Here is a 14,758-nt window from a genome sequence, read left to right as displayed (position 1 = left end):
ACCTGAGCCCCGCGAAATAGCGGGGCCTTCAAATGAGGGAGCGGAACATGAGCAGAGTGGCTGTTGTCACTGGTGGTACGCGCGGTATTGGCGCCGCGATTTCCGTCGCACTGAAGAATGCAGGCTATACAGTTGCCGCCAACTATGCCGGCAATGATGAAAAGGCGAACGCCTTTCATGGCGAAACAGGCATTCCCGTCTTCAAATGGGATGTTTCCGACTATGCATCATGCGGCGAGGGTATCGCGAAGGTCGAGGCGCAACTGGGTCCAGTCGATGTCCTAGTCAACAACGCCGGCATTACCCGGGACGCAATGTTCCACAAGATGACACCGCAGCAGTGGCACGAGGTCGTCAACACCAACCTCACCGGTCTTTTCAACATGACGCATCAGGTCTGGGGCGGGATGCGCGACCGAAGCTACGGGCGGATCGTCAACATCTCCTCGATCAATGGCCAGAAGGGGCAGATGGGGCAGGCGAATTACTCGGCTGCTAAGGCTGGTGACCTCGGGTTCACCAAGGCGCTTGCGCAGGAGGGTGCCGCCAAGAACATCACCGTGAACGCCATATGCCCCGGCTACATCGGCACGGAGATGGTTCTCGCGGTTCCGGAAAAAGTGCTGAACGAACGGATCATCCCGCAGATTCCGGTGGGTCGTCTCGGAGAACCTGAGGAAGTCGCGCGCTGCGTCGTCTTCCTGGTTTCCGACGACGCAGGCTTCATCACCGGATCGACGCTTAGCGCCAATGGTGGGCAGTTGTTCGTTTAGCGGATGGACGCCGTAAGGCCGTTATCGTGGCTCTCGACCTGCTGCGAATAGCGGCCTTGCTGGCTGCGAGTATCGTACGGATTCAAGTATGCCGCATAGGCCGCCATGACGATGGTCAACATTGCGGCCGCGCCGATAATTCTGGTCATTGCCCTGCACTCCAAATTCCCCACGAGGCATTCGTCGTTCAAGCCGGTGTCGATATTGGGGCCGATTTGAGGAATTATTTGGCTGTCTTTCAGCCCTTTGGGTGGCGTCTTGCCTTAGCCCTGACTGGTACCCTCTGCAGAGCGCGGTTTTCGCCGCGAAGGGCGGCTGTCGCTGTTGTCATGAAGGCGGCCGCAATGAGGATGGCGACCGCTGAATTCAAGATGATCTCGGCCATCGGATCGTTCCTTTCAAAGCCGGCGGGACATGGACTCGCCGTGGTTGTTGAACGAAATATGCGCCTCATCGCTCCGGCGCGGTAGATTGAACTTTGACGACCGACTGTCGGTGTGGTGTTGACAATCGGGCGTCAGATGGACCTAGAGGTGAGGATTGCGGGGCCGATACTTCTTTACCAGTTGCTCGTTCACCGCCTTGGCACCGGGCATGTTGGCGCTGAGATAAATCGGTGCGTCCCCCTCTTTCGCCAATTCCGAGGCCACCTCAGCCAAGATCGCGTTGAGGACCGTTGCACCAATGGCGGTCGAAACTGGGCCGACCTTCAGCTCCGTACCCGGCAGTTCAATCACCGCATCGCCGGGAGGAAGGCCGTTGTCCAATACGACGTCGGCAATGTCCGCCAAGCGGCGCCGGCCATTTGCGACTGCACTGGAATAGGAGACCGAGGTGATCGCGATCACCTTCGCACCAATCTCACGGCCATAGTCGGCGGCTTCGATCGGCGCTGCATTGACGCCGGAATTCGACGCGATGATGATGACGTCTCCAGGCTGCATGCCATATCGTTCCAACACCGGTCGCACCAATCCTTCGGTTCGCTCGTAGACGGAGCTGATCACCGCGCCCTCGTGCAGCATCGCGGAGCCGACGAGAACGGGAACAGTGAAAGCAAGCCCGCCTGCGCGGTAGTGCACCTCTTCCGCCAGCATATGCGAGTGGCCGGTACCGAACACGTAGACGCGCTTGTCGTTGCATGCGGCCTCGAGGATCGCATCGGCCGCCAACGCCATCGGCTCGGCGATTTCCTTCCTTAAGGTCTCGAGCCGGCCGATGAGGTTGGAAAAATAGGCATCGGTGATCGCAGTCATCACGTCCTCGCTTCTACGCCGGTTCGCCACTGATAAAGGTCCGCGTGACCTCCAGAGCGTCAGTCAGGTGGACGAGATCAGCGCGCGCACCCGGCGAAAGGTGCCCGTAGCCTTCAAGGTTGAGAAAGCGTGCAGGATAAAGCGTCGCCATTCGAAGCGCTTCCGCGAGCGTTAACTCGAGATAGGTCACGCCATAGCGGATGGTGGACGCCATGTCGACGTCGGAACCGGCAAGTGTGCCATCCGATAGGACCAGTTTTGAACAAAAGCCGCCGCGTTCGCGCCGGACGGTACGGCCGTTCAGTGTAAAGGAGTCCTTCTCGGAGCCAACCAGCGACATCGCGTCGGTGACGAAGAAGAGTTTGCCTTCGCCGCGCTTTGCGCGAAGAGCAGCCCGAAGCGCCTTCGGATCGACATGATGGCCATCGGCGATGATGCCGCACCAAACCGAAGGATGATCGATCGCCGCGCCGACGAGGCCGGGCGCTCGGTGGCCGAGTTGGCTCATGGCGTTGAAAAGATGGGTGACGCCGCGCGCGCCCGCATCAAAGCGCGTCTCTGCTGCTTCGCTGGAGCTATCGGAATGGCCGATGCTGATGGTGACGCCGGCTTCGCTGAGTTCGCGCACCTGCTTCGCGGTGACTTGTTCAGCAGCCATTGTTACCAACAGGGTGCCGATAGCCTCCTTGGCCGAAATGAAGGCTTTCACGTCCTTTTCTTCGACCGGCCGCATAAGCTCGGCAAGATGGGCTCCCTTGCGCGCCGGTGCCAGGTGTGGACCTTCGAGGTGGAGGCCCGCGACGCCGCGGTTCGTCTTGACGGCTTCCTTGGCCGCTTCGATCGCTGCCGCCGTTGCATCCGCCGTATCGGTGATCAGCGTCGGTAGCAGAGCGGTCGTTCCGTAAGGTCGATGGCCGTCGGCAATCATGTACATGGAGGCGGGCGACGGCTCGTCGTTGAGCATCCTGCCGCCACCGCCATTCACCTGTGCGTCAATGAAGCCTGCGGAAAGCACACCACCGTCGAAGCGTATGTGATCGCCGTCCGGCAGTTCACCTGCCGCTGCAATGGCCTCGACGCGTCCGCCCGAGATGATGAGCGCTTTGTCGTCGTGAAAGCGCTGACCGTCGAAGATCCGCGCGCCGGAGAAGATCTTGCGAACCATCACATCGTCTCCGTCACCTTGAGCAGGTTGGCCGGCTTGTCCGGGTCGAAGCCCTTGCGGCGCGTTACCGACTCGATCAGGCGGTAGTAGACCAGCAGCGAAACGAGCGGGTCGAGCAGGCCACTTCCCGTCGTCGGTACCTGCAGATTGGTACCGGAGACCGGCTGGCCGGAGAACGGCACGGTCGTCGCGCCGAGCTTGCGTAGCCGCTCAAGCGCCTGGACGTTGTTGGCAAATGCCGGATCGTCAGGCGTGAAGGCGACAATCGGGAAGCCCGGTTGCACAAGCCGCATCGGACCATGCATCAGTTCGGCAAGCGAGAAGGCTTCCGCATGCAAACCGGCCGTTTCCTTGGCTTTCAGTGCTGCCTCGAGCGCAATAGCGAAGGCGGGACCACGACCCGCCGTATAGAGCGAGCTTGCCTCAAACAGAATGTCCTCGGCTGCCTTCGTATCGATTCCGTTGGTCGCCTCAAGGGCGTCCGGCAGCTTTTCCAGCGAGGCGTGCAGATCGCGCTTGCCGCTGATGGCGGCGGTGACGCCGGAAAGGGCGGCGACCGAGGCGATGAAGGACTTGGTCGCCGCTACGCTCTTTTCCGGGCCTGCGTTGAGGCCGAGCACAATGTCGGCCTGCTTGGCGAGTGGGCTGTCGGTGACGTTAACGACGGCGATGGTCGTTGCGCCGCCATGCTTCGCAGCCTCCTGCAAAGCGATGATGTCGGGGCTTGCACCGGATTGCGACACCGTGAAGTGAATGCCGCCCTTCAGATGCAGAGACGCGCCGTAGACTGATGCGATCGACGGACCGATCGAAGCGACCGGCACTCCACAGGTAATCTCGAACAGGTATTTGAAGAACGTCGCGGCGTGGTCCGAAGATCCGCGCGCTGCTGTGGTCACCACGCTCGGGGCGCCCGATGCAAACAGCTTCGCAATTGCGTCAAAGGCAGGCTTTTCCTTCTGGAGCAGTGTTGCGACGACCTCCGGCGATTGGCCGGCTTCCTGCAACATCAGCGAATGGGTTTCACTCATAAGTCATCTCCAATTCTTAATTCCGCAACAAAATCATATGCATCACCACGATAGTGGGAGCGGGTGTATTCGACGACACGCTGGTCTTCCAAGCGCGACACACGTTCGATCAGCAACGCTGGCGCACCGGCATTCACGTGCAGTGCAGCGGCCGACGACGGATCGAGAGTGACCGCCGTCAGCCTCTGCAGCGCTCGAACGGGGCGGTGACCGCTTGCCGTAAGCGCTTCGTAAAGGGACCCCTCGCCGCCGCCATTTTCACCAAGGAATTTTATCGGCACGACGGCGCGTTCGATGGCCAGCGGCAGCCCGTCGGCAAGGCGCAGACGATCAAGCCGAAGGACGGGTTCGTCGAGCCCTAGGCCAAGCAGGAACGCTTCTTCAGGAGATGGCGTATTGACCGTCCGCGACAAGATCCTCGCGGCCGGCGCGCGTCCGCGTGAGCGCATGTCCGCGGAGAACGAGGAAAGTCGCCATAGCGACTGCTCCATGCGCTCGACTTTGCTGGAGACGAATGTGCCGCTTCCGTGTCGCGACTCGAGCACGCCTGAATTCATCAAGTCGCGATAGGCGGTCCGAACGGTCACGCGCCCCACCTTCAACGCTTCAGCCAGATCACGCTCGCCAGGCAGGGCCGTTCCAGGCTTCAACAATCCTTCCTGAATGAGGCCGGTCAGGGCTTGCCCCAGCCGCTTGTAGAGCGGTCCGGTCAGCGCTTCGTCGCGCAGGCCGCGGCTCTTCAGTTCCGCCATCAGACTGGTTCTATCCATGTCGCCATAATAGAACCTATTTAGAACCAATCACAAGATCGAAAATCAGCTGGAAAAGAAAAAACCCTCGCAGGCGGCCTGTGAGGGTTTTCTTTGATCGGGCAGGGAGCGCGCGTTAGCTCTTCGAGAAAATATAGTCCGTTTCCTGACGCAACACTTCGCCAGGGCGCAAAACAGCGTTGGGGAACCCCCGATGGTTGATTGCATCCGGCCAGACTTGTGTTTCCAGGCAGAAGCCGGCGAAGGGGCCATATTTGCGCCCGTCAAGGCCGGGAACGGTCACGTCGAGTTTGAAGGCGGCATAGAACTGCACGCCGGGCTCCGTCGTGCGCACCTCCAGCGAAACGCCTGAATTCAGGCTGCGGGCGAGCGCGACAGACCGCTTCGCCGTTCGATCCTCGGAGAGGCAGAAATTATGATCGTAGAGCGCCTGTTCGCTGCCGTCGAACCGCTGCATCGGGGACATCTCGCGGAAGTCGAAGACGGTTCCGGCAACGGATCGGATTTCTCCCGTCGGAACCTGCAGCTCATCCGTGACGAGATAGCCGTCGGCCGCGATCATGATGTCGTGGCCGAGGGCATCGTCACGGCCGTCGAGGTTGAAGTAGGTGTGTTGGCAAACATTGGCGATCGTAGGCTGGTCGCTGATCGTTTCGTAGATGACGGACAGTTCGCCGTCGCCATGGACCCGGTACGTGGCCTGGATGGTGCAATTGCCGGGGTAGCCGGCGCGCCCGTCCACATCGACGATCTTCAGGACGACCCGGTCGACGTCATGCTCGACGATTGTCCAGTTTTGCTGGGCGATATTGCCGTTGCCGCCATGAAGATGCGTCACGCCCTTCTCGTTGAGATCGAGCTGATACTTCACGCCGTCCAAGGTGAATTTGCCGCCACCGATGCGGTTCGCGCAGCGGCCTGGTGTCGCACCAAAATAGGAGGAGTGAGTCGGGTAGCTGTCGAAGTCGTCGAAGCCGAGCACGAGGGGCGCCTCGTGGCCGTCGAGGCGGAGATCCTGAATAACGGCGCCCCAGGTGAGAACCTTGGCCGTCAACCCACCGCCTTTGATCTCGACGCGATGGACGGTTTCGCCCGATTTGGTCTGCCCGAAAACTTCCCGTTTCAACATTTCCGCCATTGCGACTGTCCTGATATACCTTCAAGTGAGGCAGGAACGTGCCCCCATTTACCGCAAACCGCAACGGGTGTGCCGCAAAAAAGTAATACTTTCAGTTTGCCTGCACTTCTTCAGCGTTGTGCTAACGCCGGCAGCGTTAGGCGTCCTTGCCGATATCGTTGAGATCGTAAGGGGTGGTTTGGTAGATCTCGTTGATCCAGTTGCCAAACAACAGATGAGCGTGGCTGCGCCAGCGGTTCTGCGGCGTCAGCGAGGGATCGTTATGCGGGAAATAGTTGTGCGGCATCTTGATCGGCACGCCGGCATTCACGTCGCGAAAATACTCGTCGGACAGGGACGTTGAATCATACTCCACGTGATTGAACATGTAGAGCCGCTTGCCCTTCCGTTCATGCACGAGGCAGACGCCCATCTCGCTGGATTCCATCAGGATCTCCAGGTTCTCCGACTTCTCGATATCGTCGCGGCGAACCTCGGTCCAACGCGAAACGGGAACCTCGAAATTGTCCGAGAAACCGTTCAAGTAGACCGACGATGGCTTCAAGTTCCGGTGGCGGTAGACGCCGAAAGCCTTCTCCTTGAGTTCGTACTTAGGAACACCGTGGAAGTGATAGATGGCGGCCATCGCACCCCAGCAGACGTTCATCGATGAATGGACATTGGTTTCCGTCCAGTCGAAAATCTGCTGCATTTCGCCCCAATAGTTCACATCCTCGTAGGGCAGCGTCTCGATGGGCGCGCCGGTAGTGATGAAGCCATCGAACTTGCGATGCTTCACTTCCTCCCACGTCTGATAGAAGGCGAGAAGATGGTCTTCCGAGGTGTTTTTTGCTTTGTGATTACCGACGCGAATGAGCGAAAGCTCGACCTGCAGCGGAGAGGCGCCGACCAGGCGAGCCACCTGCAACTCCGTCTTGATCTTGTTCGGCATGAGGTTGAGCAGGCCGATCTGCAGCGGCCGGATGTCCTGACGGATCGCCACCGTCTCGGTCATCACGCGAACGCCTTCCTGAACCAGGGTTTCGAACGCAGGCAAGGTATCGGGGATCTTGATTGGCATTGCGGTCACTCGATCAAAACAACGAATACATCGCTATCGGTCCGCACGCGGCCCTTTAGCAACTTCTTTAACGTGGCTGCAAGCCGGCCGGCCAAATCACCACGGAGCGTTTTAAATAGCGCTAGTCCTTCAGCGAATCAATTGCCTAAACGAATGGATGGGTCGATGTGAAGTCACTGCCGCGTTAATGACTGCTAGAATCTGTTGGTGGACATGGCGAGTCACCATGGTTATTGAAATAGAATGACGGCTAGGGACGCGTAATGGCAGATGACCTCGAAGGCAGGCCAAGCATTCAAGGGCAGGACAGAGTAGGGTACGACCTGAGCCTGGGCTATCGCTTGAAGGTGATGTTCTCGGCTTTCTGGCATTCACCGGTGCGAGGAAAGGTGCTGGTGATCGCGCCGGCGCTGATTGGCATCATTCTCGCCACTGCCTATGCGACCGTGATCCTCAACCAGTGGAACGCCCCGTTTTACGACAGCATCGCTCGACGAGATCTGCCTGGGTTTTTCCATCAGTTGAAGGTCTTCGCGGTGATTGCGGGCATTCTGCTGCTGCTCAACGTCGTGCAGGCCTGGCTCAATCAGATGACCGCAGTCTACATGCGCGAGGGCCTGACGCGGGACCTGGTCAGCCAGTGGCTTCAGCGCAAGCGTGCTCTCCGTCTCTCGGCCAGCGGCCTGATCGGCGTCAATCCCGATCAGCGTCTGCATGAGGATGCGCGCAACCTCGCTGAAAGCACCACAAGCCTCATGATCGGGCTGGTGCAGGCGACGATCCTGCTCATCAGTTTCATCGGCGTGCTATGGGACCTGTCCAGCGGCTTTGTCTTTCGTTTCGGCGCGCATTCCTTTTCCATTCCAGGTTATATGGTCTGGGCAGCCATTTTCTACGCGGCATCCGCATCCATTCTCAGTCAGCTGGTGGGTCGCAAGCTTGTAAAGCTCAACGCGGATCGCTTCTCGAAGGAGGCGGAACTGCGCTTCGCGTTGATGCATGCCAACGAGAACATGCCGGCTATCACCGTCGCTCGAGGGGAAGAAAACGAGCAGAAGCGTATCAATACCGACATCAGCGCGGTTCTCACCGTTATCAAGCGGGTAGCGATGGCCAATGTCAATCTGACCTGGGTATCGGCCGGTTACGGCTGGCTCGTCGTTGTTATCCCGATCATCGTCGCAGCACCGGCCTATTTCTCTGGCGGATTGACGTTCGGGCAGTTGATGGTGTCGGTCGGCGCCTTCAACCAGGTCAACACCGCCCTTCGCTGGTATGTCGCGAACTTCGGTCCCATTGCCGAATGGCGTGCCACGCTGATGCGTGTCACCGATTTTCGTCAGGCTCTTACCAGCATGAACGACGAGATCAACATGAGGGGCACGATCAAGTATGAGCGGAATCCTCCCGGAACTCTGACGCTCGATCATGTCCGGATCGCCGCCAAGATCGGCGAAGAGATCGACCAGTGCGGTGGCTTCCGTATCCAGGAAGGCGCGGTGACGATCAAAGCCGGTGAGAAGATCATGATCAACGGCGATCACAACGTGAACCGCAAGCTGCTTTTCCTTGCGCTTTCCGAACTCTGGCCCTGCGGTGGCGGCAAGATCGGCCTGCCACCCGCGGATGACATGCTGTTCGTCCCGCAGTCGGCCTACATCCCGGGCGGCACGCTTCGCGAAGCGCTAGCGTTTCCGGAGCCCGTGGAGACTTATCAGAATGCCGACGTCGTGGTGGCATTGGAGAGGGCCGGCCTTCACAATCTGGTTTCCCGACTTGATACGCGAGCCCGCTGGGACAAGCTGCTCGATTCCGATGAGCAGCGGGCTATAGGCTTCGCGCGCTTGCTTCTTGTACGCCCGAAGTGGATTGTCTTCGATGAAGTGCTGGAAGGCATGGAGCCGGAATGGCAGTCCACAATGATGGAGGTTCTTGCGTCCATGCCGGAGGCGGCGATGATCTATATCGGCCGGTCAGACACATACGTCGAGACCTTCAAGCCTCGTGTGCTGCATCTGGAGGCTTTGCACGCGAAGCCGGAGGCCAAGGTGGTGACAAAAGCAGCAAACGCGCCCGCGCCCGTCGTCTGACGACCTACATGGGCGGGACGACGCCGTTTGTGCCGACCGTTACGTTTGTGGCGGACACTGTCCCGTCAGGTGCCTTCTGACCCATCACGATCACGCGAGCGCCGGCGACGAGGTCGGCCTTGTCAGCCGGAGCGAAGGTGACAATCGGTGTATCATCGGCGATGGATATCGTCTTTTCCTTGCCCTGATAGGTGAGCGTGATGGTATGGCCATCGACTGCCTTGACGGCCTTCGCGACGGTGGCGTTGGTCATCGTGCTGTTTGGCTTCAGGTCCCAGGGGCGACTGCCTTCGCCGGTGCCCTTCATTGCGGCCGGGAAGATCAGCACTTCAAGAGCGCCGTCGCCGCCGTCGGCACTCGGCAGCGACGCAACGCCAACGAAATCGCCCGGCTTGATGTCTTCGACGGAAGCTTTCTTGATGCCGCGGACCTTCCAATCCGGCTTCAATGTCACCGTTTGCTCTGTGCCTTCTCGCGTCTTTACCACCAGCGTGTTGCCGTTCAGGCTCTCAATGGCTCCACGCACGCGCTGCGCTTCCTGCGCAAGCGCTACGTGCGATGCAATAGTTAGGAAACCCGCGGCCCAGATGAGCGCGGTCGATGTTTTGAGGATGTATGGCATGATGTGCTTCCTTGCCTCGTGCAAGTTGCGGATAGGCAAGCTTAATCTTGCCAATCGCGGACTGACGAATCAATGAAACGTGAAAATCGAGTTACGCGGATAAAGTGCGATCAGGTCGAAGGGGCGCGAAGGCTCAGCCCTCCAATTCCTCCCGAAGCATCTCGAGTTCCAGCCATTCCTCTTCCATCTTCGTCAGGCTGCCACGGAGCTTCTCCATCTCCGCCGCAAGCCGGTTGAAGGTTGTGGGGTCCCTGGTGAACAGGCTGGGGTCGGCCATGCGCTCCTCGCGTTTGGCAATCTCGGCCTCTGCCTTGGCCATTTCCTTCGGAAGATTCTCGAGCGCGAACTTTTGTTTGAAGGAAAGCTTGCCCTTTGCTTTTGCCGTCTCGGAGGAGGCGGCTGTTTCCTGGGGCTTCGCTCGCCCTGCCGCCTTTTCGGCCTTCCTTCGCTCTTCGATGGCGCCTTTTCGTTGCGCGAGCATGTCTGAGTAGCCGCCTGCATATTCAATCCAGCGACCGTCCGGCGCATCCGGCACAGCAGGTGCAATGGTCGAGGTCACCGTGCGGTCTAGGAAGTCGCGGTCGTGGCTGACGAGGATCACGGTGCCGGGGAAGCCCGCGACGATTTCCTGCAGCAGATCTAGCGTCTCGATATCAAGGTCGTTGGTCGGCTCGTCGAGGATTAATAGGTTCGCCGGGCGCGACATGATGCGGGCGAGCATCAGCCGCGCGCGCTCGCCGCCGGACAGGCTCCTGATCGGCGTGCGGGCCTGTTCCGGCTGGAACAGGAATTCCTTCATATAACCAGTCACGTGCCGCTGCTCGCCGTTGACGAGGAGGTTCTCGCCGCGGCCATCCGTCAGGTAATGGGCGAGCGTCTCTTCCGGATTGAGGTCCTCGCGCTTCTGATCGAGCGTCGCAATCTCCAGATTGGTTCCGAGCTTGACGGTGCCGCTATCAGGCGCCAGCTGGCCGGTCAGCATCTTCAGCAGCGTGGTTTTGCCGGCGCCGTTCGGGCCAACGAGACCGATGCAATCACCGCGATGTACGCGAATGGAGAAGGGGGTAACAATCGGCCGGTCGCCGAAGGTTTTCGTGATCTTCTCGGCCTCGATGACGAGCTTGCCGGACTCCTGCGCGTCCGAAACCGTAGCCTGCACGGTGCCCTGTGGGCCTTTGTGGCCACGATATTGCGATCGCATCGTCTGCAACTCACCAAGGCGGCGCATGTTGCGCTTGCGCCGTGCCGTGACGCCGTATCGCAGCCAATGCTCTTCGCGCTCGATTGCCTTGCCGAGCTTGTGCTGCTCGAGCTCTTCCGCTTCCAGAACTTGGTCACGCCAGGCTTCGAAATGCGCAAAGCCCCTGTCGAGCCGACGCGATGTGCCACGGTCGAGCCAGACCGTCGCCGTCGAGACCTTCTCGAGGAAGCGTCGGTCGTGGGAGATCAGCACGAGGGCACTGCGGCTCTTCTGCAGTTCGCCTTCCAGCCATTCGATGGTCGGCAGGTCGAGATGATTGGTCGGCTCGTCAAGGAGAAGGATGTCGGGCTCCGGCGCGAGAACGCGCGCAAGGGCTGCGCGGCGTGCCTCTCCGCCTGACAGGTTTTTGGGATCCTCCTCGCCGGTGAGGCCGAGATGCGAGAGCAGATAGGTGACACGGTAGTGATCGTCGCCCGGGCCGAGGCCGGCCTCGGCATAAGCCTGCACGGTCTTGAAGCTGGCAAAATCGGGCGCCTGTTCGAGATAACGCACGGTTGACGAAGGATGGCGGAACACCTCTCCCGACTGCGCTTCGACGAGTCCGGCAGCGATCTTCAGCAACGTCGACTTTCCGGAGCCGTTGCGGCCGACGAGGCAGATCTTGTCCCCGGGCTCGACCTGCAGCGCGGCACCGGCGAGCAACGGCGTGCCGCCGAAGCTGAGAAAGACGTCGTCGAGTTTCAGGATGGGGGGCGCCAAAGATCAGACTCCGGAAAGATCGTAGGGGCGCGCGAGCACAATGGCGCGACCGCTCTCGAGCGAAAGGCGCACCTTGCCTTTCGCGACATTGGAAATGGTGCGTGACGAGCCGAAGGGCAAATGGAAATCGGCAAGCGGGTAGCGCGCGTTCTCGATTGTCAGGCCGCGAAGCTCGCTAAAGCCGGGAACAGAAAACAGACTGTCAGGTGGCAGGTCCAGTTCGATTGCGCCTGAAATCAGCGGCACAGCCTCCTCGCCGCCGGATGTCAGAAGCATATCGTAACCCTGCTCTGCCAGGCTGACGGCATAGAGCAGGTGCTGGATCGCGTGGTCGGAACGCTCGCCCGCAAGGGCGCCGGCCAATACAAGACGTTTCGCGCCGCGGGCGATCGCTTCCGCAACCGCAATCTCGCCATCGGTGAATGCCTTCGCAGCGGGATAAGGTTGCCTGGGCACATCGGGAAAGGCACCCTCGAGATCTGGGGGCGTCGAGTCGAAATCACCGACCCACAGCTCTGGGATGACGCCGAGTGCTGCTGCGTGACGCATACCACCGTCGGCGGCGATGAAACGGCTGCCAGAGACGGCATTTCGCAGGCGATCGGTTATCTGCAGCTCGCCGCCAAGCAGAATGGTGAAGGTGGATTGGCTCATGGGCACTGCCCATAGCGCAAAGCAGGGGGGAAGGGAAAGGGCCGTCGCTCAGGCTTCGTCTGCGATATCCTTGACGCGTGCCTCAAAAACACTCTCGAAGCCGGAAATGAACTTCTCGAACAGTTCTCCGAACGCCTCGATCTCTTCAGGTTTCCAGTCTTTGACCACCTCGGAAACGAATGAGAGCTTCTGCGCACGTATTTCCGACAGCAACCTCTGTCCAAGTGGCGTCATCACGACGATAATCCGCCGCGCATCCGCCTGAGATGCCTTTCGCCGCAGGATGTTCCGCCCCACCATCTCTGCGACGATGCGGCTTGCGCGCGACGGGTCGATCCGCATCATCTCGGCAATCGTCCCGACCGTCACGTCGCCGCTTTCCTGAGCGCGTCGTACTGCGTCCAGCACGTCAAGGTGCGATAGCTCAAGACCGGGTGCCACTGTTTGGATGGCGAGCCGCCCGATCAATCGACGTCCGGTCATCAGGCGCATGCGGGTCATACTTTGACCAATGCGCAAAATGCCGGCGTCTTCGTTCGCGTCAGGGTCGTTCAGTTTCATCAGGCTCTCATTCATTCCGAAACCATAACACGCCACGCGTCGATTGAGAATATGCCGAAGTCAAGCGCGTGACATTGACAATTATATGCTGATAGCACATAACGAGATCAACTCATCGTTTGGAACGACGCTTTATGGACACTCAAATTGCTGCTGCGGCGCCGCTTGTGACGGATCATCGCCGGCGGTTCATTCTCTTCCTTTTCCTGATGGCCGCGATGTTCATGGCGACGCTCGACAATCAGATCGTCGCAACGGCTCTGCCGACGATCGTTGGCGAGTTCGGCCACCTCGAGCGGTTCAGTTGGGTCGGCTCAGCCTATCTTCTCGCCGTAAGCGCCGTGATGCCTCTCTACGGCAAGCTCGGCGATCTCTTCGGCCGCAAATATGTGATGATGGCCGCGATCATGATCTTCACCGTCGGCTCTGCCGTCTGCGGACTGGCTGTATCGATGAATACGCTGATTGCTGCCCGCGTGCTGCAGGGACTTGGCGGCGGCGGTATCATGGTGTCGATCTTTGCCGTCAACGCGGACCTGTTCGAGCCGCGGGAACGGGCGCGGTACCAGAGCTATTCCAGCCTCGTGCTGATGGCATCGGGCGCCATCGGGCCTGTCCTTGGCGGCGCAATGAGCGATCTCTTCGGCTGGCGCTCGATCTTCCTTGTCAACGTTCCGATCGGTTTCGTCGTCCTTGTCGGCCTGGCTTTGATGCTACCTTACCGGAAACCAAACCGCCGCCCGAAGATCGATTACGCTGGCGCCCTGCTGCTCGCCTTGACGACGGCAAGCATCGTTCTGGCCGCCGACGGCGCTCAGGTCTTCGGCTCGCTGTTTGCTCCGCAAAACCTGGCCATCATGACGCTCGGCGTAGCTGCGGCCATCGGTTGGATTTTCGTCGAGCGCCGCGCTGCAGAGCCGATTGTTCCCCTGTCTCTATTTCACAATTCGACGTTCAGCCTGTTGCTCATCATGTCGATCATGAGCGGCGCGATTGGAATTGGGATGGTCAATTATTTCGCGTTGTTCCTACAAACGACGACCGGTCTTTCGCCGTCGGCGGCTGGAGCGTTCTTTATTCTTCTGACCGGCGGCATCGTTTGCGGGTCACTCTCGGCAGGCCGCATCATCTCCATCACTGGTCGCTACAAGCCGTTCGCCATCGCAAGCCTGACTTGCAGCGCCATTGCGTTTGTGCTGCTGACGCGGGTTCATGTCGGAACACCGGTCCTGTTGATCGGGGCGGTGATGGCCCTCCACGGCTTCGGTGTCGGTCTTGCACAACAGGTTCCGGTCATCGGCGTCCAGAATGCTGCCCCGGCGCGCGACGTCGGCGCCGCAACAGGATCGGTGACGCTGTCGCGTATGGGCGGAGCATCGATCGCCATCTCCATCTACGGCGCGATCGTCGGCTCGCAACTCGGCAAAACGGGCGTTTCCATTCCGGGAGTAGCCGACATCGAGCAACTCACTCCAAAGATGCTGGCAGCTTTGCCGGAGCAGGCGCGTCAAGCCGTTGCCGAAGCCTATGGCAGTGCGTTCATGCCGCTTTTCATGGCATCCTGCGTAATCGCTCTGATTGGCCTTTGCGCTGCCTTGATGCTGAAACCAACACAGTTGCCTCGTGTCGTTGAGGTGCGGCCGACCGCCAACGCCGAAGCCGCGGAGTAAAACGCCGA

15 protein-coding genes and 1 riboswitch are annotated in these 14,758 nt (G+C 59.8%); of the genes, 3 read left to right on the top strand and 12 right to left on the bottom strand.

Features of this window, described 5'->3' with window-relative positions; translation table 11 throughout:
- The first annotated feature begins 47 nt into the window (after positions 1–47).
- On the top strand, positions 48–773 hold the full coding sequence (locus FHX16_RS07940; RefSeq protein ID WP_183755070.1) for a beta-ketoacyl-ACP reductase: 726 nt from the start codon (positions 48–50) through the stop codon (positions 771–773).
- On the opposite strand, the gene FHX16_RS07935 is transcribed toward FHX16_RS07940, so the two are convergent.
- The 8 genes from FHX16_RS07935 to metA all read right to left on the bottom strand — a co-directional run bounded on the left by FHX16_RS07935 (position 770) and on the right by metA (position 7,193).
- Entirely contained in the window at positions 770–922 is a 153-nt protein-coding gene (locus tag FHX16_RS07935; RefSeq protein WP_183755071.1) for a hypothetical protein, read from the bottom strand. The genes FHX16_RS07940 and FHX16_RS07935 overlap by 4 nt on opposite strands.
- Before the next feature lie 89 nt (positions 923–1,011).
- Positions 1,012–1,158 carry a hypothetical protein gene (locus FHX16_RS07930; protein WP_183863807.1) on the bottom strand — a complete coding sequence of 49 codons (147 nt, stop codon included), beginning with the start codon at positions 1,156–1,158 and terminating at the stop codon, positions 1,012–1,014.
- A gap of 142 nt (positions 1,159–1,300) precedes the next feature.
- Positions 1,301–2,029, bottom strand: coding sequence for an SIS domain-containing protein (locus FHX16_RS07925; protein ID WP_183863806.1), 729 nt, complete (start codon positions 2,027–2,029; stop codon positions 1,301–1,303).
- 13 nt (positions 2,030–2,042) lie between these two features.
- A complete protein-coding gene (gene nagA, locus FHX16_RS07920; RefSeq protein ID WP_259126920.1) occupies positions 2,043–3,194 on the bottom strand; it encodes an N-acetylglucosamine-6-phosphate deacetylase in 1,152 nt (383 codons plus the stop codon).
- The gene (locus FHX16_RS07915; RefSeq protein ID WP_183863804.1) at positions 3,194–4,225 is read right to left on the bottom strand and encodes an SIS domain-containing protein; all 1,032 of its coding nucleotides are present in this window, start codon (positions 4,223–4,225) and stop codon (positions 3,194–3,196) included. The genes nagA and FHX16_RS07915 overlap by 1 nt, the downstream gene beginning before the upstream one ends.
- Entirely contained in the window at positions 4,222–4,995 is a 774-nt protein-coding gene (locus tag FHX16_RS07910) for a GntR family transcriptional regulator (protein WP_040675493.1), read from the bottom strand. Before FHX16_RS07910 ends, FHX16_RS07915 begins: the two co-directional genes overlap by 4 nt.
- Before the next feature lie 115 nt (positions 4,996–5,110).
- Positions 5,111–6,133 (bottom strand): aldose epimerase family protein, encoded by a 1,023-nt coding sequence (locus FHX16_RS07905; RefSeq protein WP_183863803.1) that lies wholly within the window; start codon positions 6,131–6,133, stop codon positions 5,111–5,113.
- Between the two features lie 136 nt (positions 6,134–6,269).
- On the bottom strand, positions 6,270–7,193 hold the full coding sequence (metA, locus tag FHX16_RS07900) for a homoserine O-succinyltransferase (RefSeq protein ID WP_183863802.1): 924 nt from the start codon (positions 7,191–7,193) through the stop codon (positions 6,270–6,272).
- 35 nt (positions 7,194–7,228) lie between these two features.
- Positions 7,229–7,306, bottom strand: a riboswitch (SAM riboswitch).
- A 150-nt stretch (positions 7,307–7,456) separates the two neighbouring features.
- Here metA and FHX16_RS07895 point away from each other — a divergent pair.
- Positions 7,457–9,283, top strand: a complete 1,827-nt coding sequence (locus FHX16_RS07895; protein WP_183755078.1) for an ABC transporter ATP-binding protein/permease — start codon at positions 7,457–7,459, stop codon at positions 9,281–9,283.
- 4 nt (positions 9,284–9,287) lie between these two features.
- Here FHX16_RS07895 and FHX16_RS07890 read toward each other — a convergent pair whose 3' ends face one another.
- The 4 genes from FHX16_RS07890 to FHX16_RS07875 form a co-directional block, all read right to left on the bottom strand.
- The gene (locus FHX16_RS07890; protein ID WP_183863801.1) at positions 9,288–9,905 is read right to left on the bottom strand and encodes a DUF5666 domain-containing protein; all 618 of its coding nucleotides are present in this window, start codon (positions 9,903–9,905) and stop codon (positions 9,288–9,290) included.
- A 133-nt stretch (positions 9,906–10,038) separates the two neighbouring features.
- A complete protein-coding gene (locus FHX16_RS07885; protein ID WP_183863800.1) occupies positions 10,039–11,865 on the bottom strand; it encodes an ABC-F family ATP-binding cassette domain-containing protein in 1,827 nt (608 codons plus the stop codon).
- 3 nt (positions 11,866–11,868) lie between these two features.
- The gene (locus FHX16_RS07880) at positions 11,869–12,519 is read right to left on the bottom strand and encodes a thiamine diphosphokinase (RefSeq protein WP_183863799.1); all 651 of its coding nucleotides are present in this window, start codon (positions 12,517–12,519) and stop codon (positions 11,869–11,871) included.
- 48 nt (positions 12,520–12,567) lie between these two features.
- Complete coding sequence (locus FHX16_RS07875) at positions 12,568–13,095, bottom strand: MarR family winged helix-turn-helix transcriptional regulator (protein ID WP_183755082.1); 528 nt, start codon at positions 13,093–13,095, stop codon at positions 12,568–12,570.
- A 119-nt stretch (positions 13,096–13,214) separates the two neighbouring features.
- On the opposite strand from FHX16_RS07875, the gene FHX16_RS07870 reads away from it, so the two are divergent.
- Positions 13,215–14,750, top strand: coding sequence for an MDR family MFS transporter (locus FHX16_RS07870; protein ID WP_183863798.1), 1,536 nt, complete (start codon positions 13,215–13,217; stop codon positions 14,748–14,750).
- Positions 14,751–14,758 lie beyond the last annotated feature (8 nt).

Source organism: Rhizobium sp. BK661, assembly GCF_024808825.1.
GTDB lineage: Bacteria > Pseudomonadota > Alphaproteobacteria > Rhizobiales > Rhizobiaceae > Rhizobium.
This window is presented reverse-complemented; position numbering and strand designations above follow the sequence as displayed.

Excerpts from the sequence above, each read along its gene's own strand:
- FHX16_RS07940 (WP_183755070.1), top strand. The coding sequence starts at position 48 with ATGAGCAGAGTGGCTGTTGTCACTGGTGGTACGCGCGGTATTGGCGCC.
- FHX16_RS07935 (WP_183755071.1), bottom strand. The coding sequence starts at position 922 with ATGACCAGAATTATCGGCGCGGCCGCAATGTTGACCATCGTCATGGCG.
- FHX16_RS07930 (WP_183863807.1), bottom strand. The coding sequence starts at position 1,158 with ATGGCCGAGATCATCTTGAATTCAGCGGTCGCCATCCTCATTGCGGCC.
- FHX16_RS07925 (WP_183863806.1), bottom strand. The coding sequence starts at position 2,029 with ATGACTGCGATCACCGATGCCTATTTTTCCAACCTCATCGGCCGGCTC.
- nagA (WP_259126920.1), bottom strand. The coding sequence starts at position 3,194 with ATGGTTCGCAAGATCTTCTCCGGCGCGCGGATCTTCGACGGTCAGCGC.
- FHX16_RS07915 (WP_183863804.1), bottom strand. The coding sequence starts at position 4,225 with ATGAGTGAAACCCATTCGCTGATGTTGCAGGAAGCCGGCCAATCGCCG.
- FHX16_RS07910 (WP_040675493.1), bottom strand. The coding sequence starts at position 4,995 with ATGGATAGAACCAGTCTGATGGCGGAACTGAAGAGCCGCGGCCTGCGC.
- FHX16_RS07905 (WP_183863803.1), bottom strand. The coding sequence starts at position 6,133 with ATGGCGGAAATGTTGAAACGGGAAGTTTTCGGGCAGACCAAATCGGGC.
- metA (WP_183863802.1), bottom strand. The coding sequence starts at position 7,193 with ATGCCAATCAAGATCCCCGATACCTTGCCTGCGTTCGAAACCCTGGTT.
- FHX16_RS07895 (WP_183755078.1), top strand. The coding sequence starts at position 7,457 with ATGGCAGATGACCTCGAAGGCAGGCCAAGCATTCAAGGGCAGGACAGA.
- FHX16_RS07890 (WP_183863801.1), bottom strand. The coding sequence starts at position 9,905 with ATGCCATACATCCTCAAAACATCGACCGCGCTCATCTGGGCCGCGGGT.
- FHX16_RS07880 (WP_183863799.1), bottom strand. The coding sequence starts at position 12,519 with ATGAGCCAATCCACCTTCACCATTCTGCTTGGCGGCGAGCTGCAGATA.
- FHX16_RS07875 (WP_183755082.1), bottom strand. The coding sequence starts at position 13,095 with ATGAATGAGAGCCTGATGAAACTGAACGACCCTGACGCGAACGAAGAC.
- FHX16_RS07870 (WP_183863798.1), top strand. The coding sequence starts at position 13,215 with ATGGACACTCAAATTGCTGCTGCGGCGCCGCTTGTGACGGATCATCGC.